Genomic DNA, 26,234 nt, shown 5'->3' with positions numbered 1-26,234 from the left:
CGGCGTGCGCCCACCTGGCCGGAGGCGACACACGCCGGGCCGCGCATGGCCGTGTGGCTCCCGCGTATACCAATGGATACTGTTCGCACATGCCCGACTATCACGATGATCTTCGCCTCGGCCATGTACTGGCCGACGCCGCGGACGCCGCCACCATGGAGCGCTTCAAGGCGCTCGACCTCAAGGTCGAGACCAAACCGGACATGACTCCGGTGAGCGAGGCGGACAAGGCCGCCGAGGAGCTGATCCGCGGCCAGCTCCAGCGGGCCCGGCCACGGGACGCGGTGCTCGGCGAGGAGTTCGGCAGTGAGGGCGCGGGGCCGCGCCGCTGGATCATCGACCCGATCGACGGGACGAAGAACTACGTCCGCGGGGTGCCGGTCTGGGCGACGCTGATCGCCCTGATGGAGCGCGGTGAGGGCGGCGACCGCCCGGTGGTCGGCATCGTCTCCGCGCCGGCGCTCAACCGCCGCTGGTGGGCCGCGGACGGCCTGGGTGCCTTCACCGGCCGCAGCCTGACCTCCGCGACCCGGCTCCAGGTGTCAAAGGTCGGCCGCATCCAGGACGCCTCGTTCGCGTACTCCTCGCTGACCGGCTGGGAGGAGCGCGGCAGGCTGCCCGGGTTCCTCGATCTGAGCCGGGACTGCTGGCGGACCCGGGCCTACGGCGATTTCTGGCCGTACATGCTGGTCGCCGAGGGCGCGGTGGACATCTGCGCGGAGCCTGAGCTGTCGCTGTGGGACATGGCGGCCTGTGCGGTGGTCGTCAAGGAGGCCGGCGGGCAGTTCACCGGCCTGGACGGCAAGCCGGGCCCGCACAGCGGCAATGCGGCGGCCTCCAACGGTCTGCTGCACGAGGAGTTGCTCAGCTACCTCGGCGACGCCAAGCACTGACGGCGGCCTACGGAGACGCGGGCGAAGGGGCGAGTGCCCGGACATCTGTCCAGCACTTGCCCCTTGTTGCATCCATCGAGGCATGTGAACATGAGAATCCCCCACTTTGTGAACTTGTGAATCCCTTCGCAAGCACATTCACCAAGGAGGTGGCTCCACTCCATGCCCATGTCCGTCAAAGACGCCATGAGCACGGTGGTCCTCACCATCGGGCCGGCACACACCCTCCGCCAGGCGGCGCAGCTGATGGCGGCCCGCCGGGTCGGCTCGGCCGTGGTCCTCGACAACGACAACAGCGGCATCGGCATCCTCACCGAGCGCGACATCCTCAACTCGCTTGGTGCGGGCGAGAATCCCGACCGGGAGACCGCGCACACCCACACCACCCCCGATGTGGTCTTCGCCGCCCCGGACTGGACGCTGGACCAGGCCGCGGAGGCCATGGTGCGCGGCGGCTTCCGCCATCTGATCGTGCTCGACAACCATGAGCCGGTCGGCGTCGTGTCCGTACGCGACATCATCCGCTGCTGGTCGGCCGTGGACGTACGGGCGGGCGCGGTACCGGCCTGAGAACGGGCGCGAGAACAGGCATCCGGAGGGCACACACGGAGGACACCTCCCGGTACCGGGTGCACGAAGAGGCCGGAGCCCCATGGCATCCGGCCTCTTCGGCTGTTACGGCGAGCGGCACCCCTGACGGAGCTCCTGGTGTCAGCCGCGCAGGGCCTGGACCGCGGCTTCCAGCCGCTTGCCGTAGTCCGCATCCGCCTTGCGGAAGTTCTCGATCGCCCGCTGCGCGATGTCGTCACGGGAGACCTGCGAGATGAAGCCCGCCAGGTTGTTGATCAGGCGCTCCTTCTCGTCCTCCGCCATCAGGCGGTAGAGGTTGCCGGCCTGGACGAAGTCGTCGTCCTCGGCGTGCGACGGCGCCGCGTGCTCACCCGTGGGGCCGGACACCGGGACCGGCTGCCACAGCGGCTGACCGGTCTGGGCCGGGCCGCCGAAGCTGTTCGGCTCGTAGTTCTTCTGGCCCCCGTGGCGGCCGTCGTAGAGCAGGCCGTCGCGGCCGTGGCTACGCGCCTCGGTGGCGTGCGGGCGGTTGACCGGCAGGTGGTCGGCGTTGATGCCGACGCGGTAGCGGTGCGCGTCGCCGTACGCGAAGAGCCGGCCCTGGAGCATCTTGTCGGGGGACGGGCCGATGCCCGGCACGAAGTGGTGCGGGGAGAAGATCGACTGCTCGACCTCGGCGAAGATGTTCTCCGGGTTGCGGTTGAGCTCCAGCTTGCCGATCTCGATCGGCGGGTAGTCCTCGTGCGGCCAGACCTTGGTCAGGTCGAACGGGTTGAAGCGGTAGTTCGCCGCGTCGGCCGCGGGCATGATCTGCACCTGCACGGTCCAGCTCGGGAACTCGCCCCGCTCGATGGCCGTACGCAGGTCACGCTGGTGGCTGTCGGGGTCCTCACCGGCCAGCACCGCGGCCTCTTCCGCGGTGAGGTTCTTGATGCCCTGGTCGGTCTTGAAGTGGTACTTGACCCAGAAGACCTCACCGGCGGCGTTGTTCCACTGGAAGGTGTGCGAGCCGTAGCCGTTCATGTGGCGGTACGAGGCGGGGATGCCGCGGTCGCCGAACAGCCAGGTCACCTGGTGGGTGGACTCGGGCGACAGACCCCAGAAGTCCCAGACGTTGTCCGCCTCCTGCGAGCCGGTGTACGGGTCGCGCTTCTGGGTGTGGATGAAGTCCGGGAACTTGATGGCGTCCTTGATGAAGAAGACCGGGGTGTTGTTCCCGACGAGGTCGTAATTCCCCTCCTCGGTGTAGAACTTCAGCGCAAAGCCGCGCGGGTCACGCACCGCGTCGGCGGAGCCGAGGTTGCCGGCCACGGTGGAGAAGCGCAGGAAGGTCTCGGTCTGCTTGCCTATCTCCGAGAGGAACTTGGCGCGGGTGTACTTGGTCACGTCCGCGGTCACCGTGAACGTGCCGTACGCACCGGCGCCGCGGGCGTGCACGATGCGCTCCGGGATGCGCTCACGGTTGAAGTGTGCGAGCTTCTCGATCAGGAGCTGGTCCTGGATGAGGCCGGGGCCGCCGATGCCGGCCGTCTCGCTGTTCTGGTTGTCCCCCACGGGAGCTCCGGTCTCCGTGGTCAGCGGTCCGGTGCTGCTCTCTACCGACACGTGCGCCTCCTGAAAGTCTTCTACACCTGCCCTTGGCTTGCGCCGGTCACGATCCTACATTGGACATTGTCTAAGTCAAGAAGCATCCGAAAGCCATACACAATCCGGCGATGGACCGGCCACTGCTACCCTGGCTCTATCTGACTGATAGGTGATTGGCATGAGTGACCTGCTGGAACGGCTCCGGGGACGCGGCTGGCGGCTGACCGCGCAGCGACGCGTTGTCGCCGAGGTCCTCGACGGAGACCACGTCCACTACACGGCCGACGAAGTGCATGCGCTGGCGTCCGACCGGCTGCCCGAGATCTCCCGGGCCACGGTCTACAACACCCTGGGCGAGCTGGTCTCGCTCGGCGAGGTCATCGAGGTGAGCACGGACGGGCGCGCCAAGCGCTACGACCCCAACGCCCACCACGACCACCAGCACCTCGTCTGCTCGCAGTGCGGCACGATCCGCGACGTCCACGTGCAGGGTGACCCCCTCTCCGCCCTCCCCGAGCCGGAGCGCTACGGCTTCCAGGTCTCCGAGGTCACCGTGACCTACCGCGGCATCTGCCCCAACTGCAGCACTAGCTCCTGACCCCAGCCGGCAAACCGGCCCCGCCCGCACCACCCCACACACCGAGCCCGCGCCCCTCAGGCCGCGGGCTCCTGCGTGCGCCCGGCCGCGGCCGGCCCGTATGCGCATACGACGAAGGCCCGGATTCCATGGAATCCGGGCCTTGGCCTGTGAGTAGCGGGGACAGGATTTGAACCTGCGACCTCTGGGTTATGAGCCCAGCGAGCTACCGAGCTGCTCCACCCCGCGTCGTTGTGCCCTTACTGTAACCCCGGGCCGACGACCAGCGCAAATTCCTTCCGGAGCCCAGGGTCCGGGCTTCAGTACCCGGCCCTGGGCTTCCCGCGCTCTCCGGCGCCGCTACGCGCTCAGCTCGTCCTGGAGCGCCGTCCGCAGCCGTGCCGCACGCTCGGCGACCTCCGGCGGCCCCAGCTCGACGGCGCGCGCACACCAGCGCTGCGCCTCCGCGAGCGCACCGCGCCGGGCGGCGAGCAGCGCCAGCCGCAGGGCGGCCCGCCCATGTCCGGCCTCGGCGGCGCGCTGCCACCACAGCGCCGCCTCGGGCAGGCTGCCCTCGCGGGCGAGCAGCAGCCCCAGGTTGAAGGCGCCGTTACGGCTGCCGGCCTCGGCCGCCGCGCGGTACCAGTCCGCGGCCTCGACGACCTCCCCGCGGGCCGCCGCGAACATGCCAACCCGAACCTGGGCCCGGCGGTGGCCCTGCCGCGCGGCTCGCTCGTACCACTGCATGCTCTCGTCGTCCGCCGGACGCTCACTGTCGGCCAGCCCCTCGCCGGCCGCCGCGGCCTTGCGGTCCAGCAGGTCCGCAAGCCGGAAGGCGGCCTCGGCGCTGCCGCCGCCGGCCGCACAGCGCAGATTGCGCTCCGCGTCCTGCAACCGGCCGTCCCGCAGCTGCACGATGGCGACCTGGAGCGCCGCCTCGGTGTGCCCGGCCGCGGCCGCCCGCTCGTACCAGGTGTGCGCCATCCGCTCCTCGCCGCGGCCGGCGAAGAGGATGCCGAGGTTGAACGCGGCATCCACGCTGCCGGCCTCGGCCGCCTTGGAGAACCACGGCTCGGCCCCCGAGGCGTCGCCACGCTGCAACAGCAGGATGGCCAGCGCATTGGCGGCCTCGCGGTGCCCGGCGTAGGCGGCCCTGCGGTACCACTGCTCACCGCGCCCGGCCCGGCCCTGCCTGGCACACAGCAGCCCGATGTTGTACGCGCCGTTGACGTCCCCGGCGTCCAGCGCGGCGCGGTACCAGCGCTCGGCACTCTGTAGCTCACCGCGGTCGGCGTGCAGGGCACCCAGCGCATTGGCAGCGTTGCCGTCGCCGTCCTGGGCGGCGCGCCGCCACCACTCCGCGGCGCTCTCCTCGTCCCCGGCGTCGCGCAGCAGATAGCCCAGCGCACAGGCGGCCCGCGCCTCACCGTCCTTGGCGGCGGACAGGTACCAGCGGCCCGCCTCCTGGACGTCGCCGCGGTCCTCCAGCAGCGCGCCCAACTGGAGCGCGGCCCTGCGGTGGCCCCGCGCGGCGGCCTGGCGGTACCACTGCTCGGCCTCCTCCTGCTGGTTCTGCTCGCCGTACGCGCCCACCGCCCGGCGCTCGGGGTCCCGGCCGTCCTCGATGAGCCGGGCGAGGCGGTAGGCGGCCTCGCGGTGCCCGCGCTCGGCGGCGGCCCGGAACCAGCGCTCGGCGCCGATGTCGCCGCGGTGCTCCAGCAGGTCGGCGAGGGCGTACGCGCCCAGGCAGTGGCCGGACTCGGCCGCCTGGCGCAGCCAGTACTCGGCGGCCGGCTCGTCGCCGCGCTCGCGGTAGTGGCGGCCGAGGGCGTGGGCCGCGGCGGCGGAGCCTGCGACGGCGGCGATCCGCCACCAGCCGGCCGCCTCGTCCCCGTAGCCGCGCTGATGGAGCAGGACGCCGAGGTTGTTGGCCGCGGCGCGGTCCCCTGCGGCGGCCGCGGAGCGCAGATGCGGCTCGGCGCCGTCGAGGTCACCGCGGCGCAGCAGCATCGCGCCGAGCGCGCTCATCGCGGCGGTGTCGCCCGCCTCGGCGGCCCGGCGGTGGCCGGTCTCGGTCACCGCATCGGACGCATCGGCGGTCTCCGCGACCTCCATCGCGTCCATGCGCAGCTCGGCATCGCGCCCGTCATCGGGCGCATGTACAAACCGGTCCGTCTCCAACAACCTTGCCTTGTCCCCCATAAGACCCATCGTCGCATCACCTGTAACCCGCGTACACCTGGTATACCGCAGCCAGTGAGGTCACTTCAGCGGTTTGTCGACTTCCCGACACGACGACATGCCAAACTCAAGCACACAGGTTCCCCACATGGGCCGCGCGACCCGGCCTTGGCCCGGATCGCACCGAAACGTATGACGGCGCATGACGAAGGCCCGGATCCATCAGGATCCAGGCCTTCGGCTTTCCGTAGCGGGGACAGGATTTGAACCTGCGACCTCTGGGTTATGAGCCCAGCGAGCTACCGAGCTGCTCCACCCCGCGTCGTTGTGCCCTTAACGTACCACGCCCCTGGGACGGCCCCGGTACCGCCGCAGCCGTGCGGCCACCGGTTCCCACCGGTGGCCGCACGGTATGGACGTCACTTCCGGCCGGTCACTCGCCCGGCTTTGCGCCCTTCTCGGACGCCTTGGCGGCCCGGTCCAGCGCCGCCTTCAGCTTCTTCTGGGCCTCGCCGTACGCGGCCCAGTCACCCGATTCGCGGGCCTTCTCGCCCTCTTCGTACGCCTTCTGGGCGTCGGACAGCGCCTGCTGCACCGTCTGGTCGGTGGGCGGCTGCTTGCCCGTATCGCTGCCGGGCGGTTGCTGCGTGCCCGTACTGGGCGCCTTCTTGCCGAAGACCACATCGAGCGCGTCCTTGAGGGAGTCCTCCAGGACGGGCTTGTTGTCGCCGTAGCTGACCAACACCTTCTTCAGCAACGGGTAGTTGGTGTTGGCGCCGCGCAGATACACCGGTTCGACGTAGAGCAGTCCGCCGTCCAGTGGCACGGTCAGCAGATTGCCGTACTCGATCTCCGAGTCGCCGAACTTCTTGAGGATGTTGAGTTCGTTGGCGATGACCGGATCGGAGTTGAACTTCGACTGCACCAGCTGCGGGCCGGGCACCGGTGTCTCCGACGGCAGCTTCAGCAGTCTGATCTTGCCGTAGTCGCCGCTGGTGGCATTGGCGTCGACGGCCATGAACGCACCGAGGTTGTCACGCTTGTTGGGCGTGAAGGTCGTCGTCAGCGAGAAGGACTGGTCCTTCTGGTCCGGCATCTTCATGCTCAGGTAGTACGGCGGCACCGCGTTGCCCGACTTGGTGGTCGGGTCGCTGGGGATCTGCCAGCGCTCGGAGCCGGTGTAGAAGGTCCCCGGGTCGGTGACGTGGTACGTGGTCAGCAGCTGGCGCTGCACCTTGAAGAGGTCCTGCGGGTAGCGCAGATGCTCCTTGAGCGACCGGCTGATCGCGCTCTTCTTCTCGACCGTGTCGGGGAAGGCCTTCATCCAGGTCTTGAGGACCGGGTCCTTCTCGTCCCATTGGTAGAGCTTGACCGAGCCGTCGTAGGCGTCGACCGTCGCCTTGACGGAGTTACGGATGTAGTTGACCTGGTTCTGCTGGGCCACCACCGCCCGCTGCCCGTCGGTGAGCGAATCGGCCGTGGTGTCCCCGAGCGTGGTGCGCGAGGCGTACGGATAGCCGTTGCTCGTCGTGTAGGCGTCCACGATCCACTTGATCCGGCCGTCGATGACCGCCGGATAGGCGTCGCCGTCGATGGTCAGCCAGGGGGCGACGGACTCGACGCGCTCCTTGGGCGTGCGGTTGTACAGGATCCGCGAGCCGTCGCCGATCGCACCGGAGTAGAGGATCTGCGGCTCCCCGAACGCCACCGCGTACGCGGCGCGGTTGACCGGGTTGCCGAGGTTGACCCCGCTGTTGCCCTTGTAGCTGTAGCTCTTCTCGCCGCGGTCGTCGGAGTAGTCCAGCTCCTTCTGGGGGCCGCCGACGATGGAGTACTGCGTGGTCTTCTCGCCGTAGTAGACCCGCTGCTCGTGCGGAGGGAGCTGCCCCTTGGACGGGAGGTCCGACTCGCTGTACCTGGGGCCGCCGCCGTCGGCGGTCTCCGTCCCCTTGGCCGCGACCACGCCGTAGCCGTGGGTGTACTTGAAGTGGTCGTTGATCCAGTTGCGCTCGGGGATGCCGGCGATGTTCAGCTCGCGCAGACCGATGACGGTGTCCTGCTCGGCGCCGTCCTTGTCCTTGTAGCGGTCGACGTCGAGGGTGGAGGGGAACTGGTAGTAGCCCTTGACCTGCTGCTGTTGCTGGAAGGCCGGCGAGACCACGTTCGGGTCGAGCAGCCGCATGCTGGCCGTGGTGTCGGCGTCGTCGCGCAGCCGCTGGCTGTCCGCCTTGCCGGCAGGCTGGTAGTCGCCCTTGTACGGGGTGACCTCGGAGTCCTGGATGTCGTACGCGTCCCGGGTCGCCTTGATGTTCTGCTTGATGTACGGCGCTTCCTTGGCCTGCTCGTTCGGCTGGACCTGGAACTTCTGCACGATGGCCGGATACAGCCCGCCGATCAGGACCGCGGAGAGCACCATCAGGCCGAAGCCGATCACCGGCAGCTGCCACGTACGCCGCCACAGCGTGGCGAAGAACAGCACCGCGCAGATCGCCGCGATGAAGAACAGGATGGTCTTCGCCGGAAGATAGGCATTGGCGTCCACATAGCGCAGGCCGGTCCAGTTGTCGGCCGACTTCAGGCCGGTGGACTTGACCGCGAGTCCGTACCGGTCGAGCCAGTACGCGACCGCCTTGAGCGAGACGAACAGGCCCAGCAGCACGGACAGATGGCCCGTTGCCGCGGCCGTCGCCCGCGAGCCCGGGCTCGTCAGCCGCAGCCCGCCGTAGAGGTAGTGCGTCAGCGCCGCGGCGACCAGACACAGCACCGCGCAGGCGAAGCCGAAGCTCAGCAGGAAGCGGTACCAGGGCAGATCGAAGGCGTAGAAGGAGACGTCCTTGCCGAACTGCGGGTCCGTCTTGCCGAACGGGACGCCGTTGACCCACTGGAGCCAGGTGCGCCACTCACCGGACGCGGAGGCACCGGCGATCAGTCCGACCACGGCCGTGATCGCGATCAGCGCCCACTTCTTGAACGGCGCGATGCTCATCCGGTAGCGGTCCAGGCTCTGCTGCTCCATGGACATCGCACTCAGCGGCGGGCGCAGCCGGTGTGCCAGCCAGATGTTGACGCCCACGGCGGTGGCCATCACGACGCCGAAGACGAAGAAGAGACCGATCTTGGTCCAAAGGGTGGTGGTGAAGACCGAGGAGTACTTGACCGAGCGATACCAGAGCCAATCGGTCCAGAACCCCGCAAACATCACAAAGAGCATGGCCAGTACGGCCAGCACGCCCAGTGTCATGAGCAGAGTCCGGATCCGCCGCGATGGTCGGCCGACTCTGATCCGTGGCCCTGTCGGGCCTGAGCCGCGGTCCGGCATCTGGAAAGCCAAGGTGCGCACCTCGAAGTTCGCTGTCGTGTGGAGCAGGCCCGGCGATAGTAGGACCCACTGATGCAACTTACGAAGGCTTTACTCGGTTCCCGCTTTCCGGGGTGGACAAGGCACGATGTTGAGCATGACCAACCTCCCCGTTGACGGCACCCCCCTCGCCGCCGACCCTCTGACCCGCGCGGTGCTCGAAATCGATGAGTACAGCGCCGGGCTCGGCTGGGACCAGCCCGCCCGACTGTTCGCCCTCGTCGACACCGCCAAGCTGCGTGCGCAGGAGCCCGGGCTCGCCGCCCAGCTCGGCATCGACGACTCCACCACCGCTTCCCTGACCCCCGTGGAGCAGGACGAGATCCCGGCCGATGTGCCGCTGGACGAGTTCCTCGCCACCATCGCCTGGCCGGACGCCGTCACCGGCTGCGCACTGACCGTCGAGCGGCTGATGCTGCCGCCGTCCGCCGAGGACTCCGAGCCCGCGGGCATGGACGAGGCGCAGCTCGCCAAGTGGGTCGCCGGGCACCCGGACCGTCAGGAGGTCCGGATGACGGTGGGCGTCCTGCGTGACGGCCGCCGCGAATCGGCACTGCGGCTGCGCGAGAAGGACTCCACCACCGAGGTGCTCACCGGCTCGGCGCTGGTACCGGGCCTGGCCGAAGCGCTCGCCGCCACCTTCGAGAGCTGACGCCCGGGGCCGGACGGGCCCTGTGGATATGCCCTAGCGGCCTGCCGGGCTACAGCTCGGCAGGCCGGCGAGGTCGCCCTTGCGGATCTTGTCCAGCGCCTTGACGGCGTCGCCTATCGTGTCGACCTTGACCAGGCGGAGCCCGCGCGGGGTGTCCTTGGCGGCGGTGGCGCAGTTGTCCTTGGGCGTCAGGAAGAACTCCGCGCCCTTGTCGCGCGCGCCGACCGTCTTCATCGAAATGCCGCCGATCGGGCCGACCTTGCCCTGGTCGTCGATCGTGCCGGTACCGGCCACGAACTTGCCGCCGGTCATGTCACCGGGCGTGAGCTTGTCGACGATGCCGAGCGCGAACATCAGCCCGGCGCTCGGGCCGCCGACATCGGCCAGCTTGACGTCGATGGGGAACGGGAAGATGTGATCCACCCCGGCCTGGATACCGACGATGGCGCGGCCGTCGTCCGCCTTCTGCGTCGTGACGGAGATCTGCTTCGCGCCGGTCCGGGGCGTCTTGCCCTGCTTCTCCGCGGCGGCCGCTTCCTTGGCGGGGATGATCGTGAAGACCACCTTCTCGCCCGGCTTGTGCTTGGTCACGAGCTTGGCGACGTCCGCGGTCTGCCTGACCTCCGTGCCGTCCACCGCCTTGATCACATCGCCGGCGTGCAGCAGCCCGTCGGCCGGCCGGTCCTTGACGACCGAGCCGACGACGGTCTGCGCGGCGACCGGGAGGTTCAGCTGCTTGAGGGCGGCGGCCTTGGCGCTCTCCTGGGACTGGCTGAACTCCTCGGCGTTCTCCTGGTCGGCCTGCTCGGCCGTCTGCCCCTCGGGGTAGAGCGTCTTGTGCGGCACCACGGCGTTGTCGTGGTCGAGCCAGCCGTAGACCGCCTCGAAGAGGTTCATGGTGTAGTCGGGGCCGGTGACCCGGACCGTGGTCATGTTGAGGTGACCGGTCGTCGGGTAGGTCTTGTGCCGGGAGATCTGCAACACCGGCTCGCCGCCGTGCTCACCGAGGGTGTTGACCGTCGGGCCGGGCGACATCTCGGAGTACGGCACGGGGATCAGCACCCCGGCGCAGAGCAGCGCGATCAGCATCAGGGTCGAAGCGAGCAGCGTCGCGGTGCGGCGTGGCATGGAACGACAGTACGGGACGGGTATGACAACCGGCCCGCGGGGCCGTCCGTACGAGGCCGGAAAGCGGCCCGCGCACGAGGTACGGCGCACGGGCCGGCGCTTGCTGCTGCGTACGGACGACGAACGTCAGGCCGTATCCGAGGCGGCCGGGGCGGGATCGGAAACGGAATGCTCTTTCTCCATCGCGTCCCGGAACCGGGCATAGCCCGCGAGTTCCGCAACGTCCCCGGTCTTGCGGCTCCTCAGGGCCCAGCTGCTCCATACTGCGGCGACCAGCCCGGCACCCACCGGAATCAGCAACCAGAGGAGCGCACCCATCAGCGACCTCCCAACCCCTTGTACGACCGCAATCGACGAATAAGCAGATTAACCATCTACCTGGTCAACGCTTACGCCAGGGGGCGGGTTACGCAACCGGAACCCAACGCACCGGTTCGGCCCCGTGTTCGGGCACTGCTCCCCTGGTCAAGAGGCTTCTACCCAATGGCCACGCGGCTGCACCCCCGCGGCGGAGGACAGCGAAGACAGCGCTACGCGCCGACCCATTCCTCGGTCCCGTCCGAGAAGGTCTGGTGCTTCCAGATCGGCACCTCGTGCTTGAGGTCGTCGATCAGCTTGCGGCAGGCCTCGAACGCCTCGCCCCGGTGCGGGCAGGACACCGCGACGACGACGGCCAGATCACCGATGCGCAGATCGCCCACCCGGTGGACGGCGGCCAGCGCCCGCACCGGGAAGTCGGCGATGACCTTCTCGGCGATCCGCCGCATCTCGGCCTCGGCGGTCGGATGCGCGGAGTAGCCCAGGGCGTCGACGTCGGCACCGTTGTCGTGCGAGCGGACCGTGCCGACGAACAGGGCGGTACCGCCGGCCGCCGCATCGCCCACGGCGACGAACACCTCGTCCACGGAGAGCGGGGTGTCGCGGATCTCCAGGAGCCGGACCGGGTCCGCCGCGGCCTGCTCACCGGGGTGGTCGCGGCCGGGGGTCGAGGGGGAGGGCGTGCCAGACATACCCCCATCGTGCCGTACGCGGCCCCGGCGGGGAATCGCCGTTTCCGCCGGTGGTCCCGGCCCGCGTCTTGGAGACTCCTCCAGCCCGGCGGTCCCGGTCTCCCCTCAGATGCGCCGGCGGGCCTTACGGGCGCGCCGCACCAGCGCGGCGGTACCGAGGAGGGCGACGGTGGCGCCGGCGGCACCCGCGGCGGTGGCGTCCTTGCGGCCCAGCCGGCGGCCGGCGACGGTGTGGCGCCCCGCGACCTCTTCCAGGAGTTCGGCGAGTACCTCCTCGTTCGTCCACCGGGGCCGCCAGCCCGCCTCGTGCAGCCGGCTGCCGCTGACCACCCAGGGGTGCATGGTGTAGGCGAGGTCCCCGGCGGGCGACGGCGTCAGGCCGATGCGGTGCAGGCGGGCGGCGGCGCCCAGGGCCACCGAGGACGGCAGCTCCATGCGGCGGATGCCGGACAGCTCCTCGACCTCCTCCTGCTCCAGCCAGCCGTCGCAGCCCACCGCGAGCTCGCCCTCGACCTTCTCCAGCGCCGCATACTCCAGGGCGCTGACCAGGTCCTCGACGTGGCAGAACTGCCAGGCGGGCCGGGATCCGGCGACGACCAGGAGGCGGGGCGATTCGAAGTAGCGGGTCAGCGCGGTGTCGGTGCCGCCCACCAGGACGGCGGGGCGCAGCACGGTGACGTTCAGGCCGGGGTGGGCGCGGGGTGCGCGGTGCGCCAGGTGCTCGATCTCCAGCAGGTCGCCGACGCCGGTGGCGTCCGCGGTGGCCCGCAGCTCGGCGTCCTCGGCCAGCGGAACATCGTTGTCGGGCAGCGCCCCGTAGACCATGGCGGAGGTGCACAGCACCACCCGGTGGACGCCGGCGGCCGCGGCGGCGGTGAGCACGGTCTGGGTGCCGCGCACGTTGTAGGCGGTGCGGGCCGTGGCCTCGGTCTCCAGGTCGAGGTCGAGCGCCAGGTGGACGACGACGTCAGCGCCGCGCAGTTTGTCGGCGATGGCGGGGTCGCGTACGTCCAGGACGTGCCAGTGCGCCTCGGCGACGTCGCCGCGCCGCTCGTCGATGGCCACCACCTCCTTGACCTCCTCGGAGGCCACCAGGGCGCGGGTGAGCTGCGCGCCGACCCCGGAGGCGGCTCCGGTGACGGCGATGACGGGCCGGCGCAGCGGCCGGTCCGGGGCGCTGCCCGCGGTCTCGGCTGTCTGCTCGGTCGGGGCCGCAGCGTTTCGCGCTGCGCGAACGGTCGGATCTGGGGAACTCACCGGGCGTCTCCAGCGGTTGTCTTCAGTGCGGGCACGTGCTGACGCGTCCGCACCAGGTGGCGTCCATCCTGCCCCAGCCACCGGGACAGCGAAGCACCGAGCCCCGAAGCGGCCCGGGTGTCTACGCTGGAGGTGATGTCGGGCAGCCGCCGTCGGCCACCTGGTCGGCGGCCCTACGAGCCGAGGAACCCCGTGAGTGACACCCCATTTGGATTCGGCCTTCCGCCGGAGGAGCCGGAGGACGGCGACAACGGCAAGAAGAAGGGCGGCCAGGGAGGTAGCCAGGGCCCCGCGGACCCCTTCGGGTTCGGCAGCGGGAGCGGCGGCGCGGACAATCCGTTCGCGGCGCTCTTCGGCGGCATGGGCGGCCCCGGCGGCGAAATGAACCCTGGCGACCTGGGAGCCGCCTTCCAGAAGCTCGGCCAGATGCTCTCGTACGAGGGCGGGCCGGTGAACTGGGACATGGCCAAGGACATCGCACGGCAGACCGTCGCCCAGGGCGCCCCGGACGGCAGCAAGGACGCGAGCCTGTCGCCGGGTGAGCGCTCCGCCGTCGAGGAGGCCGTGCGGCTGGCGGACCTGTGGCTGGACGGTGTGACGTCGCTGCCGTCGGGCTCCGGCTCGGTGGTGGCCTGGAGCCGCGCCGAGTGGGTGGAGGAGACCCTGCCGGTGTGGCAGGACCTGGTCAATCCGCTCGCCGAGCGGGTCGGGGCGGCCATGGGCGAGGTGCTGCCCGGGGAGATGCAGGCCATGGCGGGCCCGCTGCTCGGGATGATGCGCTCCATGGGCGGTGCGATGTTCGGCACCCAGATCGGGCAGGCGCTGGGCGTCCTGGCCGGCGAGGTCGTCGGTTCGACGGACATCGGGCTGCCGCTGGGGCCGGCCGGCAAGGCCGCGCTGCTGCCGGGGAACATCGCCACGTTCGGTGCGGGCCTCGGTGTGCCGGAGGAAGAGGTGCGGCTCTACCTGGCCCTGCGCGAGGCCGCCCATCAGCGGCTCTTCGCCCATGTGCCGTGGCTGCGCTCGCATCTGTTCGGTGCCGTCGAGGGCTATGCGCGCGGCATCAAGGTCGACACCACCAAGCTGGAGGACGTGGTCGGCCAGATCGATCCCCAGCACCCTGAGGAGCTGCAGAACGCCCTTCAGCAGGGCATGTTCCAGCCCGAGGACACCCCGGAGCAGAAGGCCGCGCTGGCCCGCCTGGAGACCGCGCTGGCGCTCGTCGAGGGCTGGGTGGACGCGGTGGTGCACGCTGCCGCCAAGCCGCATCTGCCGTCGGCGGACAAGCTGCGCGAGACGCTGCGGCGGCGCCGGGCGAGCGGTGGCCCCGCCGAGCAGACCTTCTCCACGCTGATCGGTCTGCAACTGCGTCCGCGGCGGCTGCGGGACGCCGCGCGGCTGTGGGCGTCGCTGACCGACGCGCGGGGCCTGGACGGCCGCGACGGCCTGTGGGAGCACCCGGACATGCTGCCGACGGCGGCCGATCTGGACGACCCGGACGGCTTTGTGCACCACGAGCAGCCGGACTTCTCCGAGCTCGACAAGATGCTCGGTGAGGCCGCGAGCGGCGGCAAGCCGGACCTGGGCAAGCCCGCCCGGGAGGGCGACGGCCCCGACGGGACGCCCGGCGAGAGCAAGGGTGACGGCGACAAGTGAGTCTGCACGCGGATGCGGCGCGGGTGCTCGGTGAGTGGCCCGCGCCGTCGCCCGATCAGGAGCAGCTGCGGCTGACGTACCTGGATCATCTCGCCGCCTATCAGGACGGCATGTGGAAGCCGTGCAAGGACGGGCACCTCACGGCGAGCGCGCTGGTGATCGACCCGGCCGGCGGCCGGGTGCTGCTGACGCTGCACCGCAAGCTGGAGATGTGGTTGCAGATGGGCGGTCACTGCGAGCCGGAGGACGCCTCGCTGGCGGATGCGGCGCTGCGTGAGGCGCGTGAGGAGTCGGGTATCGCCGAGGGGCTGACGCTGCTGCCGGGCGGCCCGGTGCGGCTGGACCGCCATCACACGCCCTGCGCGGTGCATCTGGACGTCCAGTACGCGGCGCTGGCGCCCGAGGGCGCGGTGGCGGCGATCAGCGACGAATCGCTGGACCTGCGGTGGTTCGCGTACGACGAGGTGCCCGGCGTCGCCGATGCGTCGGTGGCGCGGCTGGTGGACAGCGCCCGCGCGCTCCTCTAGACAGCGGCGGAACGACACGTTCGGCGCCCGCCCCTTCCCGGGGCGGGCGCCGAATGCCCTTCTGTGGCAGGTCAGTTGGTGAAGATGTTGCCCTGGTTCGCTCCCCGGGCGCCTTGCTGGCCCATGCCGAACTGGGCGGCCACACCGGAGCCGATGACCGCGTTCTGCGGCGGCAGCAGCTCGCTGGGCTGGACCAGCGCATAGCCCTGGCCGAGGAAGCTGAGCTCCCAGCCCTCGCCGGTGTTGCCGCGGCGCCGCCACACCCCGGAGGAGTGCGTCTGCGCCTGCATCTGGACGCGCAGCGAGGCGGACCAGGCGACCACCGCATCGGCGTCGGCGTTGACGTACTTGTCGGGCGTGACCTGGAGCATCAGCGGCTGGCCGGAGGTCATCAGGGCGACCTTGCCCTGTCCGGAGATGTTGAGCTGGTACTTGCCGGTGCCGGAGATCCCGTACTGGCTGTCGACGGAGACGACCTCCCAGTGGAGGCGGGAGTCCAGCGCCAGGACGTAGGCGCTGTCGACGGTCAGGCCGTCGTGGTCGACGTCGACGACGTGCACGTACTGGGCGAGGTTGGCCAGATAGACCGTGCCCTGCCCGGAGACCCGCATCAGATCGAGGCCCTCACCGGAGTAGGCGCGGGTCCGGTGCTGGCCGGGCGTCTGGTAGTTGGCGTCGAATTCGAGCAGCCCCTGGTAGGCGACCATCGCCCCCTTACGGGCGAGGACGTCCTCGTGGCCCTGGAGGGCGACCCGCAGCAGCTGGTCGTTCTGCAGGGCGTAGCGGTCCTGGGTCTGTGCCTCGGTGAAGGCGAAAAGCGGACTCTGCATGGCGTGTTCGGTCCTCCCCCTCAGCCCCGGGCCCGGAGCCGGTCGGTGCTGTCCTCGCTGGGCTGGACGACGACGAACCCCTGGCCGGAGAAGCCCAGTTGGTACGCCTCGCCGCTGCCGCGGCCGATCATCGAGGACGCCTTGAAGCTGCGCTTGCCCTTCATCTTCAGATGGGTCGACCAGGCGACCAGGGCGTCCGGGTCGACATAGGTCTCGTCCTCGCCGCGGCCGCAGTCGACGACGATGGGCGTGCCCCGGGAGGTCAGCGCGACCCAGCCGGTGCCGGAGATTCCCACATTGAAGAGCCCCTGGCCGGCGAACTTCGCCATGCCCTTGACGCGCTGCACGCCCCACTGGAGGTGGGCGTCGAAGGCGAGCAGATTGGTGCCGTTGACGGAGAGGGAGTCGCCGTTGAGGTTGATGCACACCACGTCGGCGCCGTAGTCGGCGAGGTAGAGCAGGCCGTCGCCGGAGCACTTCATCAGGGGCGCGCCCTCGCCGGTGAGCCACTGGGAGGCCATCTGGCGGACGGCTGGCGGGTTCGGCTCGTACTGGACGAAGCCTTCGTAGGCGACCATCGACCCGGTGCGGGCGAAGACGTCCTGGCCGCTCTGCATGGCGATCTTCACCATGGCGCTGCCGTGGTTCTCCATACGGGCGGCGGGCGGGGTCGGGACGTAGCCCGACAGCTGCTGCTGGTTCATGACTTACGGGCTCCCTCAGACCTCGTAGGGCTGGACGACGATGAAGTTGCCGGGCGCGCCGCGGAACTGGAGGTTCACGGTCTCGCCGGAGTGCCCCGGGTAGGCGTTCCGGCGCAGGCTCACCTGGCTGGAGATGATCACCTGAGAGGCCGCGGACCAGGCGACGATGGCGTTGGCGTCGGCGAAGGTGGTCGGGGTGACCGGCAGGACGACCGGGGTGCCCTGGGTCTTGACGACGAGGGTGCCGGTCCCCTGGAACTGCATGGTGAACAGGGCGCCACCGGGGATGCCGTGCCCCTCGATCCGGCGGACCTCGTGCTGGAGCGACTCGTCGAAGGCGAGGACGGACTCGGCGGACACACAGATGGCGTCGCCCTGGAGCTCGATGGGGTGCACATGGGCGCTGTTCTCCGCGAAGAAGACCTGGCCCTGGCCGGTGCAGCGCATCAGCTGCATCTCCTGGCCGGTGGCGTTGCCGACGATCCGGCCGCGGAAACCGGCGCCCTTGTAGCCGAAGTCGACCTTGCCCTGGTAAAGCACCATGCTGCCCTGGCGGGCGAGGACCGGCTGGCCGTCGACGCCGAGGTCGACGCGGATCAGCTTGCTGTTCTGCGGGGTCCACCGCTGGCCGGTGGGGGCTTCCTTGTACTTGTCCAGTACGACACCGAGTCCGGGACCGCCGCCCTCGGGGACGGCGGGGGCCTGGCCCGGATACGGGGCGCCCGGGGGCTGCGCTCCCGGCTGACCGTAGAGGGCGGGCTGGCCCGGGAACGGGCCGGGCTGGCCGTACGGGGGTGCCTGCGGGGCCTGCTGGCCGGGGAAGCCGCCGGGTGCGGGCTGCGGCGCCCCGTACGGGTCCTGGCCCGGCGCCGGCTGGCCGTACGGGGCCGGCGGCTGCTGCCCGTGCGGTGCGGGCACGCCGGGCGGCGGAACCGGCCCGGCGGGCGGGGCCATCGGCGCGGCAATGGTGGGCGCGCTGTGGACCTGCGGGGCGGTGGGCTGCGGGGGCTGGGGCGCGGGGGCCGGCTGCGGGGCGGCCGGCGGCGCGCCCTGGGGCGGGCCGGACTCGGGCGCGGGCTGCGGCGCGGCGGGGGCGCCGAAGGACGGCGCGGGAGCGGCCGGCCCGGACGGCGGCGCGAAGCCGGGCACGCCCTGCGCGGCGGCGGGCGGCTCGGGCTGCGCCTCCGCCTCTTCGGCGACCTCACCGCCGAAGTTCTTCAGCAGCGCCTCCAGGCCGCCGTCGAAGCCCTGGCCGACCGCGGCGAACCGCCAGACGTCCTTGAGGTAGAAGTCGCCGAGCATGACGGCGCGTTCGGTGCTGAACTCGCTGCCGGTGAAGGAGTAGCGGGCGACCTCTTCGCCGCCGGCCACGATCCGGATGTAGCCGGGGCCGATCTGCGAGACCTGGCCGGCGCCGTCGAGCGCGGCGGTGAAGGAGAGCTTGTGGATGTGCGCGGGGATCTTGTCGAGGGTGACCCGGAAGGACTCGCTGTCGCCGGCCTGCGGGCCGAGCAGCTGGATCGACTCCTCGGGCGAGGTGGGCTGGTTGAAGAAGATGAAGTACCGGTCGTCGGAGAGCCGTTCCTCGGCGTCCAGGCCGAAGCAGCTGATGTCGAAGGTCAGGCCGGGTCCGGCAATCTGCACACCGACGTACAGATCCGTCCCCGCCGTCAGGTCACCGATCCTGGCCTTGTGGCCCCGCTGGAATTCCCTTGCCATACGTAACGCCCGTCCCCCGCTCCCGCTGTGAGTTCGACTGCGCGGCCAGGCTAACCGCTGGCACCGACAACAAGCGATGGCGGGGCGGCAGCCAAGTCTCCGGACGCCGGGGCTATTCGGCGCGGGCGGCGGGCAGATGCGGCAGCCGGTCGGCCGCCACCACCCCTTCCAGGTAGCCGCGGGCCCGTTCCGTACGGGGGTAGGACTCCAACAGACGCCAGAACGGGGGGCCGTGGCCGGGGACCAGCAGATGGGCGAGTTCGTGCAGCAGGACGTAGTCGATGACGTACTCCGGCATGCCCTGAAGGCGGTGGGAGAGGCGGATGCTGCCCTCGGCCGGGGTGCACGATCCCCAGCGGGTGTTCTGATTGGTCACCCAGCGCACCGATGCGGGCCGGGCCCGGCCGCCCAGGAACTGGTCCGACAGCCGCTCGGCGCGCTCGGCCAGCTCGCCGTCGCCGAGCATCCGCTTGCTCTCCTGGGCGGCGAGCTTGTCCAGCATCACGGTCACCCAGCGCTGTTCCTCGGCCTCCGACATCCGGGCCGGGATGAGCACCACCGTGCGGTCGCCCTCGCGGTAGGCGGAGACCGTTCTGCGCCGCCGTGAACTGCGCCGCACCTCGACCGCGCTGGTCCCCGACCCGCGGGCCTTGGGGCTGGGAGCAGCCCTGCGCGAGGTGTCTGCGGCGCGGCGCAGGGGTGTCTCCCCTGAGCCGTGAACGGGAGGGTCGGCGGGCACGGGCCCGACGTTACCCGCTGGCCCTGCGGGAAGTCCCGCCCCGCGGTCGGTTCGCCCCCGAACCACTCCATGGCGTGCACCGCTTGTATGACAAATACCGCACCGGCCTGTGGATAACTTCGGCCCCGCTCCGCGCCAGGGCGCATGCTGGGGGGCCGGACGACGAAGGACGGGGGGCGGATGACATGCATCCGATGCTCAAGCCCGCGCTGCGGCGCGGCTGGCGGGACAGGGAAACCGTGCGGTTCGGCGTGGCACCGGCCCATGCCATGGTGGTCGGCCCGCTCGACACGGCCACCGGCAGCTTCCTCTCACTGATCGACGGCACCCGCAGCATGCAGCAGCTGATCGCGGAGGCCGCATTACTCGACCTGCCGCCCGAGCATGCGCGGGGTGTGGTGGACCGGCTCGGCGCGGCCGGACTGCTGGAGGCCCCCGCCGCGGGCGGCCCCGCGGCCGACGACGTACGGGCGGACCACCCGGCCTGCGAACGGCTGCGGCCCGATCTGGCCTCCCTGTCCGTGCAGCACCGCGAACCGGGCGGCGCCCTGGGCCGCATGGGGGCGCGCCGGGCGGTGCGGGTCAAGGTCAAGGGCGCGGGACGGGTGGGCGCGGCGATCGCGGCACTGCTCTCGGCGTCCGGGACCGGCCGGGTGGAGGTGGTCGACGGCGGCAAGGTCACTCCGGGCGACGTCCTGCCCGGCGGGCCCGCGGCCGAGTGGATCGGTGAGCCGCGCGCCGCGGCCGCCGAGCGGCTGGTCCGCCGCTCCTCCCCCTGGAGCCGCCGCCCCCGGCCGAGGGTCCCGGTCAGCGAATCCGGCGAGCCCGGCCTGTCGCTGGTGGTGCTCGCGCCGCGTGACGGGCTCGCCGCGTACGCCCCCGACCCGGTGCTGTCCGAGCCGCTGCTGACCGCCGGAATCCCGCACCTTTACGCGGGCGTGATCGAGGGCACGGGTGTGGTGGGTCCGCTGGTGCTGCCGGGCGGTTCGGCCTGCGCCGGCTGCGACGAGCTGCGCCGTACGGACGCGGAGCCGGCCTGGCCGCGGCTGCTTGCGCAGTGGCGGTCGGGGCGGGCCGCACCCGCGGTGCCGGCGTGCGATGCCGCGCTGGCGACGACGGTCGCGGGGCTGGCAGCCACCCAGGCGCTGACGTTCCTCGACGGTGAACTCCCGCCGTGCACAGGGGCGCGGATGGAGCTCGCACTGCCGTGTGCGAATGTGCGCACAGTACGGATCGAGCCGCATCCGGAGTGCGGCTGCGGTGCTGCCGCTTCGCTGTGTACGACAGCGCCTCGGATCCACGGCCGTGACACGCCACAATGACGGAGTAACCCCGGTAGGGGACAGTGTGAGTTGGAGGGGCGCATGTCTGATCTTCCCCGCAAGGCGGTCACCCGCACCGCCAAGCTGGCCGCGCTGCCACTGGGGTTCGCCGGCCGTGCCACCTGGGGTCTGGGCAAACGGATCGGCGGCAGATCCGCCGAGATCGTGGGCCGAGAGCTCCAACAGCGCACCGCGGAACAGCTCTTCAAGGTCCTCGGGGAGCTCAAGGGCGGGGCGATGAAGTTCGGGCAGGCGCTGTCCGTCTTCGAGTCGGCGCTGCCCGAGGAGGTCGCCGGTCCCTACCGCGCCGCCCTGACGAAGCTTCAGGAGGCAGCGCCGCCGATGCCGACGAGCACGGTGCACACGGTGCTCGCCCAGCGGCTCGGCGAGGACTGGCGGGAGCTGTTCGAGGAGTTCGAGGACAAACCGGCTGCGGCGGCGTCGATCGGGCAGGTCCACCGGGCGGTCTGGCACGACGGCCGCGAGGTCGCCGTCAAGGTGCAGTATCCGGGGGCCGGTCAGGCGCTGCTGTCGGATCTGGCGCAACTGAGCCGGTTCGCCCGGCTGCTGGGCCCGCTGATCCCGGGCATGGACATCAAACCGCTGATCGCCGAGCTGCGCGACCGGGTCTCCGAGGAGCTGGACTACTCCCTGGAGGCACAGGCCCAGCAGGCGCACGCCGAGGAGTTCGCCGACGACCCGGACGTGGTGGTGCCGGCCGTGGTGCACCAGTGCGACCAGGTGCTGGTGACGGAGTGGCTGGACGGGGTGCCGCTGTCCGAGGTGATCGCGGACGGCACCGACGAACAGCGCGACCGGGCCGGCCAGCTGCTGGCCCGCTTCCTCTTCTCCGGCCCGGCCCGCACCGGACTGCTGCACGCCGACCCGCACCCGGGCAACTTCCGGCTGCTGACCGGGGACTCCCCCGACGCGCCTGTCGAGGAGTGGCGGCTGGGCGTACTGGACTTCGGGACCGTCGACCGGCTGCCCGACGGGCTGCCGCCGACGATCGGCACCTCCCTGCGGATGACGCTGGACGGCGAGGCGGACGCGGTCTATCAGCTGCTGTGCGAGGAGGGCTTCGTCAAGGAGTCCATCGAGCTGGATCCGGACGCGGTACTGGAGTACCTGCTGCCGATCATCGAACCCGCACAGGTGGAGGCGTTCACCTTCACCCGCAGCTGGATGCGCCACCAGGCGGCCCGGATCGGCGATCCGCGCTCCCCCGCCTACCAGTTGGCCAAGCAGCTCAATCTGCCGCCCGCGTATCTGCTGATCCACCGCGTGACCTTGAGCACCATCGGGGTGCTGTGCCAGCTGGGTGCGACGGTGCGGCTGCGCGACGAGCTCGAGGCGTGGATGCCCGGGTTCGTGCCCGAGCACGAGCCCGCCGGCCCCGACGTCACCGGCCTCGGCACCGGCGCGGACATCCCGGCGGAGGCCGTCGAGGAGACCACCGCCTGACCGTTGGCCGGGCGTCACCACCCGGTGGCGCCCGGCCTCACCACCAGCTCGAATCCAGACGTCCCTCGATGGCCCGGATGTTCTCCCGCGCGCAGCTGTCGCAGAAGTAGCGGCGCTCGCCGTTCTCCACGGAGCAGATCCAGGTCGGCGGCGGGCCCTCGGCGACCGCGCCACAGCCGGCGCACACCGTGTTCCCGTCGGCCACGTCCGCCCTGTCATGCGTCTTCTGGTCCACCATCCGACGATATCCCCGTCAACCGCAGGAAACCGGATACAACGCACCACGGGGCCCGCCCTGTCGGACGGACCCCGGTAAGTGGTCGCGGCGGCGGTGTGCCGCCTTACTGCATCACGGCCATGGCCAGCGCACGGCGGGCGCGCATCGACGCGCGCTCGGCGCGACGCTGCATCCGCCGCGCGGCGGCGAGCCGGTGCGCCCTGCGTTCCGACTCGGCCTCCCGCAGGCGTTCATGCATATGCGCACGTGCCAGGGCTTCTGGGATGAGTTGCATGGCGAGGTTCCTGTTCTGACGCGACTCGATCGCATCGGCGTTCGTGGGGACGGGGGTGTCGGTGAAGGTGGGGTTCATCGTGTGGTCCTGCTTCTTGGGATCCCGTGTGACGGGACGGTCGATCGTTCCTGCGCCGAGGGTGTTCATGCCGCAACCGGGTTCTTGCGCGGACGGCCACGCGGACGCTTCCGCGGCACCACAACGCCCTGGACGAAGAGCTCGCCGCCCCAGACGCCCCACGGCTCACGGCGGTCCTTGGCGCCGGCGAGGCAGGCCTCACGCACCGGGCAGGTCTGACACAGCGTCTTGGCGTACTCCACGTCGGCCGGGGACTCCGCGAAGAAGACCTCCGGGTCGTAGGTGCGGCACGGAACAGCGGCGCCGAGGCGGTCGATCTCGTCGTCGAGCTCGGTGAGGGGCAGCAAGGAGTTCTCCTGGGGGTCGGGCGGAGGGATCAGGTCGGTGGCTACGGACGGGGTGTGCGTCTGGAGTTGCACGGTGTGTGTTCCTCGTCTGTTTCGGCCCGCTGGTGGCAGGCGCATTGGGCAAACAAAAGGGCCGCGGATCCCGGTGTGGGTTCCGCGGCCCTGGAAGGTGCCGACCTGATCTGCCGATCAGGCTGGATCTCTCCAGGGTTCGAGGCCGCGGTAGGCCCACATTTCATGCTGCGTCTGGTACTGCTTCCGGGATCCGGCACCATTGGCCGCCGCGAAGCCAAGGGCATTCGCCTCAGCTGCCGCTGCTACTGCCGCAGGTGCCTCGGTCGGTCGCGCGGTGCGCTCACTGCGGGTCAGCACAGCGAGGGACTCGGGGCGCGCGACCTCGGTACCGGACAGGCGGCCGAAGCCGGACAGACCGGTGCCCGGGAGCGAGGAGCCGAGCGTGCAGGTGGCGACGACCGAGAGATCGGTCATTTTGTTGGTCTCGATGATGCTGATCACTGGGCTCGCCTCCTCTCGGCGTCTCGGTGGACCGGGAAATCCCGTTCCAGGGTGTTCAAGTACAGCACGGATCCATCGGATCTCGGAAGCTTCCGTTGTCTCCGTTGCTTCCGAAGGCTATGGGGATGCGCTCCGCGTGCGCAAACTATTTTTCCGACGAGTTTTTCGCGGCGCCCCCGGAGTCCTCCCCGGGAGCTCCCATGAGCTCCTCGCCGGCACAGATAGCCAGCACATCACTGCCGTAGCGGTCGAACTTGCGCCGCCCCACACCTGAGATGACCGCAAGCTCCGCTTCGGTTCCCGGAACGGCCTCAGCAATTGCCATCAGCGTCTTGTCGGTGAAGATGCAGTAGGCCGGCTGCCGCAGCCGCGCGGCCTGCCCGGCCCGCCACTCACACAGCCGCTCGTACAGCGCCTCGTCGAGCTCCGACGGACACTCCTCACACCGCATCAGCTTCATCTCGCCCGCGTCCGTCAGCGTCTTGTTGCAGACCCGGCACCGGGCCGGGCTGCGATGCCGGGGACGCCGCGCCACCGCCGCCGTACCGTCACCGCGCTCAACGCCCCCTGAGACCACGCCCGGCGTACGGCGCCCCGTCCCCGCCCCGGAACCGGGCCGCAGGCCTCTGAGGAAACGGCTCGCACTACGGGAGGGCCGCCCGCCGGGAGACCGCGCCAGCGACCACGACAGCCCCAGATGCACCCGGGCACGCGTGACGCCCACATACAGCAGCCGCCGCTCCTCCTCCACCTGCTCATCGGTCCTGGCGTAAGTGATCGGCATCATGCCCTCGGTGAGACCCACCAGGAACACGGCATCCCACTCCAGACCCTTGGCGGCGTGCAGAGAAGCGAGCGTCACCCCCTCGACCGTCGGGGCGTGCTGGGCGTTGGCACGCTCGTCCAGCTCCGCCACGAGATCGGCGAGCGAGGCGCCCGGCCGGGCCTTGGCGAAGTCCTCCGCAAGCCGTACGAGGGCCGCAAGGGACTCCCAGCGGTCCCGCGCCGCTCCCGAGCCGGCCGGCGGCACATCCGTCCAGCCCATGTCGCTGAGCACCGCCCGCACCTCGGACGGCAGATCCATCGCCTCGTCCAGCAGCGCGTCATTGGCCCCGAACCGGGCGGCGCCGCGCAGCTTGATGCCGGCCTCGCGCACCTCGGGCCGCTCGAAGAACCGCTCGGCGCCCCGCAGCTGATACGGCACCCCGGCATCGGCCAGCGCCTGCTCGTAGACCTCGGACTGGGCGTTGACCCGGAAGAGCACCGCGATCTCACTGGCCGGGACCCCCGAAGCAATCAGGTCCCGGATACGACGGGCGGTGCCCTCCGCCTCGGCGGGCTCGTCGGCGTACTCCGTGTACACCGGCTCGGGACCGGCCGCACGCTGCGAGATCAACTCCAGGCGGTGCTCCGCGGCGCGCCCCTTGGCCTGGGAGAGCAGGCCGTTGGCGAGGTGCACGACCTGCGGGGTGGAGCGGTAGTCGCGGACGAGTTTGACGACCGTCGCCTGCGGATGGCGGGTGCGGAAGTTGAGGAGGTGGTCGGGGGTGGCGCCGGTGAAGCTGTAGATCGTCTGGCTGGCGTCACCGACCACACAGAGGTTGTCGCGGTCGCCGAGCCACAGCTCCAGCAGCCGCTGCTGGAGCGGGCTGACGTCCTGGTACTCGTCGACGACGAAGTGCTGGTACTGGGCGCGGACCTGCTCGGCGATGTCATGCCGGTCCTGGAGCACACCGACGGTGAGCAGCAGCACGTCCTCGAAGTCGATGGTGCCGCGGTCGCGCTTGAGCTGTTCATAGGCGGCGTAGATCTGGCCGATCTCCGCCGGGTCCCGAGGCGCCTCCCGGGACGCCTTGGCGACCGCGGCCGGATAGTCGGCCGGCACGGTCTGCGTCACCTTGGACCATTCGACCTCCGCCGTCACATCCCGCAGCTCATTGCGGTCGAGCCGGACCCGGCAGCGCGCGGCGGCCTCGGACACCAGCTGCACCTTGCGCTCCAGCAGCCGCGGCACCTCACCGCCGACGGCCTTGGGCCAGAAGAACTGCAACTGCCGCAGGGCCGCGGAGTGGAACGTCCGGGCCTGGACCCCGCCGGCGCCGAGCTGGCGCAGCCGGCCGCGCATCTCACCGGCCGCGCGGGCCGTGAATGTGACAGCGAGCACACTGGCGGGCTGGAGAATCCCCGCCCGGACCCCGTACGCGATCCGGTGGGTGATCGCCCGCGTCTTGCCCGTGCCGGCCCCGGCCAGCACACACACCGGACCGTGCAGAGCCGTCGCGACCTCGCGCTGCTCGGGGTCGAGCCCGTCGAGCACCCCGTCGGCGGAGTCAGGGACCCGCGGGAAGAGGGAGGAGTCTGTTGCTGCTGTCACCCCGCCATGCTGCCAGGTCCACAGAACCGCCCGAGAAGCCTGTCCACAGCCGGGATCCCCGGTCATACGCATCCCACCCCCTGTGGATGAACCGGAGCAGGCCGCGACCGTGCGTGCTTTGCTGTTTCCACGCCGGCCGAACGGCCCTTGGACAGCGGCTCCGGGCCCAGGGCCCACGTACGCCATGGCCAGGCGGCCGGACGTAAGTCTGGGGGCTGTGCGTGACTCAGGTG

24 protein-coding genes and 2 tRNA genes are annotated in these 26,234 nt (G+C 70.8%); 8 read left to right on the top strand and 18 right to left on the bottom strand.

Annotated elements, in window-relative coordinates:
* Positions 1-89 precede the first annotated feature (89 nt).
* Positions 90-893, top strand: a complete 804-nt coding sequence (gene hisN / locus ACZ55A_RS18730) for a histidinol-phosphatase (protein WP_468841109.1) — start codon at positions 90-92, stop codon at positions 891-893.
* A 168-nt stretch (positions 894-1,061) separates the two neighbouring features.
* A complete protein-coding gene (locus tag ACZ55A_RS18725) occupies positions 1,062-1,463 on the top strand; it encodes a CBS domain-containing protein (RefSeq protein ID WP_468841557.1) in 402 nt (133 codons plus the stop codon).
* A gap of 141 nt (positions 1,464-1,604) precedes the next feature.
* On the opposite strand, the gene ACZ55A_RS18720 is transcribed toward ACZ55A_RS18725, so the two are convergent.
* Positions 1,605-3,068 (bottom strand): catalase, encoded by a 1,464-nt coding sequence (locus ACZ55A_RS18720; protein ID WP_468841107.1) that lies wholly within the window; start codon positions 3,066-3,068, stop codon positions 1,605-1,607.
* Positions 3,069-3,228: 160 nt separating this feature from the next.
* On the opposite strand from ACZ55A_RS18720, the gene ACZ55A_RS18715 reads away from it, so the two are divergent.
* Positions 3,229-3,648, top strand: a complete 420-nt coding sequence (locus ACZ55A_RS18715; RefSeq protein ID WP_468841105.1) for a Fur family transcriptional regulator — start codon at positions 3,229-3,231, stop codon at positions 3,646-3,648.
* Positions 3,649-3,802: 154 nt separating this feature from the next.
* Here ACZ55A_RS18715 and ACZ55A_RS18710 read toward each other — a convergent pair.
* The 4 genes from ACZ55A_RS18710 to ACZ55A_RS18695 all read right to left on the bottom strand — a co-directional run bounded on the left by ACZ55A_RS18710 (position 3,803) and on the right by ACZ55A_RS18695 (position 9,127).
* Positions 3,803-3,876: transfer RNA gene (locus ACZ55A_RS18710), tRNA-Met, on the bottom strand.
* A 111-nt stretch (positions 3,877-3,987) separates the two neighbouring features.
* Complete coding sequence (locus ACZ55A_RS18705; protein ID WP_468841103.1) at positions 3,988-5,838, bottom strand: tetratricopeptide repeat protein; 1,851 nt, start codon at positions 5,836-5,838, stop codon at positions 3,988-3,990.
* A gap of 218 nt (positions 5,839-6,056) precedes the next feature.
* A tRNA-Met gene (locus tag ACZ55A_RS18700) sits at positions 6,057-6,130 on the bottom strand.
* A 111-nt stretch (positions 6,131-6,241) separates the two neighbouring features.
* Positions 6,242-9,127 carry a UPF0182 family membrane protein gene (locus ACZ55A_RS18695; RefSeq protein WP_468841555.1) on the bottom strand — a complete coding sequence of 962 codons (2,886 nt, stop codon included), beginning with the start codon at positions 9,125-9,127 and terminating at the stop codon, positions 6,242-6,244.
* Between the two features lie 136 nt (positions 9,128-9,263).
* Between ACZ55A_RS18695 and ACZ55A_RS18690 the strand changes: the two genes are divergently transcribed.
* Complete coding sequence (locus tag ACZ55A_RS18690; RefSeq protein WP_468841101.1) at positions 9,264-9,818, top strand: PPA1309 family protein; 555 nt, start codon at positions 9,264-9,266, stop codon at positions 9,816-9,818.
* Between the two features lie 33 nt (positions 9,819-9,851).
* On the opposite strand, the gene ACZ55A_RS18685 is transcribed toward ACZ55A_RS18690, so the two are convergent.
* The 4 genes from ACZ55A_RS18685 to ACZ55A_RS18670 all read right to left on the bottom strand — a co-directional run bounded on the left by ACZ55A_RS18685 (position 9,852) and on the right by ACZ55A_RS18670 (position 13,213).
* On the bottom strand, positions 9,852-10,946 hold the full coding sequence (locus tag ACZ55A_RS18685) for a YlbL family protein (protein ID WP_468841099.1): 1,095 nt from the start codon (positions 10,944-10,946) through the stop codon (positions 9,852-9,854).
* Positions 10,947-11,072: 126 nt separating this feature from the next.
* A complete protein-coding gene (locus tag ACZ55A_RS18680) occupies positions 11,073-11,264 on the bottom strand; it encodes a hypothetical protein (protein ID WP_468841097.1) in 192 nt (63 codons plus the stop codon).
* A gap of 212 nt (positions 11,265-11,476) precedes the next feature.
* Positions 11,477-11,956 (bottom strand): molybdenum cofactor biosynthesis protein MoaE, encoded by a 480-nt coding sequence (locus ACZ55A_RS18675; RefSeq protein WP_468841095.1) that lies wholly within the window; start codon positions 11,954-11,956, stop codon positions 11,477-11,479.
* Between the two features lie 105 nt (positions 11,957-12,061).
* Entirely contained in the window at positions 12,062-13,213 is a 1,152-nt protein-coding gene (locus ACZ55A_RS18670; protein ID WP_468841093.1) for an SDR family oxidoreductase, read from the bottom strand.
* Positions 13,214-13,405: 192 nt separating this feature from the next.
* Between ACZ55A_RS18670 and ACZ55A_RS18665 the strand changes: the two genes are divergently transcribed.
* Together ACZ55A_RS18665 and ACZ55A_RS18660 are read left to right on the top strand one after the other, a co-directional pair.
* A complete protein-coding gene (locus tag ACZ55A_RS18665; protein ID WP_468841091.1) occupies positions 13,406-14,869 on the top strand; it encodes a zinc-dependent metalloprotease in 1,464 nt (487 codons plus the stop codon).
* Positions 14,866-15,396, top strand: a complete 531-nt coding sequence (locus ACZ55A_RS18660; RefSeq protein ID WP_468841089.1) for an NUDIX hydrolase — start codon at positions 14,866-14,868, stop codon at positions 15,394-15,396. Before ACZ55A_RS18665 ends, ACZ55A_RS18660 begins: the two co-directional genes overlap by 4 nt.
* Before the next feature lie 71 nt (positions 15,397-15,467).
* Here ACZ55A_RS18660 and ACZ55A_RS18655 read toward each other — a convergent pair whose 3' ends face one another.
* The 4 genes from ACZ55A_RS18655 to ACZ55A_RS18640 form a co-directional block, all read right to left on the bottom strand.
* Positions 15,468-16,226, bottom strand: a complete 759-nt coding sequence (locus tag ACZ55A_RS18655) for an AIM24 family protein (protein ID WP_468841087.1) — start codon at positions 16,224-16,226, stop codon at positions 15,468-15,470.
* Positions 16,227-16,246: 20 nt separating this feature from the next.
* Positions 16,247-16,930 carry an AIM24 family protein gene (locus tag ACZ55A_RS18650; RefSeq protein WP_384439147.1) on the bottom strand — a complete coding sequence of 228 codons (684 nt, stop codon included), beginning with the start codon at positions 16,928-16,930 and terminating at the stop codon, positions 16,247-16,249.
* A 15-nt stretch (positions 16,931-16,945) separates the two neighbouring features.
* On the bottom strand, positions 16,946-18,649 hold the full coding sequence (locus ACZ55A_RS18645; protein ID WP_468841085.1) for a TerD family protein: 1,704 nt from the start codon (positions 18,647-18,649) through the stop codon (positions 16,946-16,948).
* Positions 18,650-18,761: 112 nt separating this feature from the next.
* Complete coding sequence (locus ACZ55A_RS18640; RefSeq protein ID WP_468841083.1) at positions 18,762-19,388, bottom strand: M48 metallopeptidase family protein; 627 nt, start codon at positions 19,386-19,388, stop codon at positions 18,762-18,764.
* A gap of 185 nt (positions 19,389-19,573) precedes the next feature.
* On the opposite strand from ACZ55A_RS18640, the gene ACZ55A_RS18635 reads away from it, so the two are divergent.
* Complete coding sequence (locus ACZ55A_RS18635; protein ID WP_468841081.1) at positions 19,574-20,710, top strand: ThiF family adenylyltransferase; 1,137 nt, start codon at positions 19,574-19,576, stop codon at positions 20,708-20,710.
* A 42-nt stretch (positions 20,711-20,752) separates the two neighbouring features.
* A complete protein-coding gene (locus ACZ55A_RS18630) occupies positions 20,753-22,174 on the top strand; it encodes an ABC1 kinase family protein (RefSeq protein WP_468841079.1) in 1,422 nt (473 codons plus the stop codon).
* Positions 22,175-22,211: 37 nt separating this feature from the next.
* Here ACZ55A_RS18630 and ACZ55A_RS18625 read toward each other — a convergent pair whose 3' ends face one another.
* The 5 genes from ACZ55A_RS18625 to ACZ55A_RS18605 form a co-directional block, all read right to left on the bottom strand.
* Positions 22,212-22,412: a hypothetical protein gene (locus ACZ55A_RS18625; protein WP_468841077.1), complete on the bottom strand. Its 201-nt coding sequence runs from the start codon at positions 22,410-22,412 to the stop codon at positions 22,212-22,214.
* 103 nt (positions 22,413-22,515) lie between these two features.
* The gene (locus ACZ55A_RS18620; RefSeq protein WP_468841075.1) at positions 22,516-22,833 is read right to left on the bottom strand and encodes a hypothetical protein; all 318 of its coding nucleotides are present in this window, start codon (positions 22,831-22,833) and stop codon (positions 22,516-22,518) included.
* Complete coding sequence (locus ACZ55A_RS18615; protein WP_026169602.1) at positions 22,830-23,183, bottom strand: WhiB family transcriptional regulator; 354 nt, start codon at positions 23,181-23,183, stop codon at positions 22,830-22,832. The genes ACZ55A_RS18620 and ACZ55A_RS18615 overlap by 4 nt, the downstream gene beginning before the upstream one ends.
* 117 nt (positions 23,184-23,300) lie before the next feature.
* Positions 23,301-23,627 (bottom strand): hypothetical protein, encoded by a 327-nt coding sequence (locus tag ACZ55A_RS18610; protein WP_468841072.1) that lies wholly within the window; start codon positions 23,625-23,627, stop codon positions 23,301-23,303.
* A 145-nt stretch (positions 23,628-23,772) separates the two neighbouring features.
* Entirely contained in the window at positions 23,773-26,001 is a 2,229-nt protein-coding gene (locus ACZ55A_RS18605; RefSeq protein WP_468841070.1) for an ATP-dependent DNA helicase UvrD2, read from the bottom strand.
* Between the last annotated feature and the right edge of the window lie 233 nt (positions 26,002-26,234).

It is taken from the genome of Streptomyces sp. NPDC034111 (genome assembly GCF_055575375.1).
The sequence above is the reverse complement of the archived record's forward strand: the minus strand, read 5'-3'. Positions and strand labels throughout refer to the sequence as shown.

Bases quoted from the DNA above. Each gene is read 5' to 3' on its own strand.
- hisN (WP_468841109.1), top strand. From the start codon at position 90: ATGCCCGACTATCACGATGATCTTCGCCTCGGCCATGTACTGGCCGAC.
- ACZ55A_RS18725 (WP_468841557.1), top strand. From the start codon at position 1,062: ATGTCCGTCAAAGACGCCATGAGCACGGTGGTCCTCACCATCGGGCCG.
- ACZ55A_RS18715 (WP_468841105.1), top strand. From the start codon at position 3,229: ATGAGTGACCTGCTGGAACGGCTCCGGGGACGCGGCTGGCGGCTGACC.
- ACZ55A_RS18705 (WP_468841103.1), bottom strand. From the start codon at position 5,838: ATGGGTCTTATGGGGGACAAGGCAAGGTTGTTGGAGACGGACCGGTTT.
- ACZ55A_RS18695 (WP_468841555.1), bottom strand. From the start codon at position 9,127: ATGCCGGACCGCGGCTCAGGCCCGACAGGGCCACGGATCAGAGTCGGC.
- ACZ55A_RS18690 (WP_468841101.1), top strand. From the start codon at position 9,264: ATGACCAACCTCCCCGTTGACGGCACCCCCCTCGCCGCCGACCCTCTG.
- ACZ55A_RS18685 (WP_468841099.1), bottom strand. From the start codon at position 10,946: ATGCCACGCCGCACCGCGACGCTGCTCGCTTCGACCCTGATGCTGATC.
- ACZ55A_RS18680 (WP_468841097.1), bottom strand. From the start codon at position 11,264: ATGGGTGCGCTCCTCTGGTTGCTGATTCCGGTGGGTGCCGGGCTGGTC.
- ACZ55A_RS18675 (WP_468841095.1), bottom strand. From the start codon at position 11,956: ATGTCTGGCACGCCCTCCCCCTCGACCCCCGGCCGCGACCACCCCGGT.
- ACZ55A_RS18655 (WP_468841087.1), bottom strand. From the start codon at position 16,226: ATGCAGAGTCCGCTTTTCGCCTTCACCGAGGCACAGACCCAGGACCGC.
- ACZ55A_RS18650 (WP_384439147.1), bottom strand. From the start codon at position 16,930: ATGAACCAGCAGCAGCTGTCGGGCTACGTCCCGACCCCGCCCGCCGCC.
- ACZ55A_RS18645 (WP_468841085.1), bottom strand. From the start codon at position 18,649: ATGGCAAGGGAATTCCAGCGGGGCCACAAGGCCAGGATCGGTGACCTG.
- ACZ55A_RS18635 (WP_468841081.1), top strand. From the start codon at position 19,574: ATGCATCCGATGCTCAAGCCCGCGCTGCGGCGCGGCTGGCGGGACAGG.
- ACZ55A_RS18630 (WP_468841079.1), top strand. From the start codon at position 20,753: ATGTCTGATCTTCCCCGCAAGGCGGTCACCCGCACCGCCAAGCTGGCC.
- ACZ55A_RS18625 (WP_468841077.1), bottom strand. From the start codon at position 22,412: ATGGTGGACCAGAAGACGCATGACAGGGCGGACGTGGCCGACGGGAAC.
- ACZ55A_RS18620 (WP_468841075.1), bottom strand. From the start codon at position 22,833: ATGAACACCCTCGGCGCAGGAACGATCGACCGTCCCGTCACACGGGAT.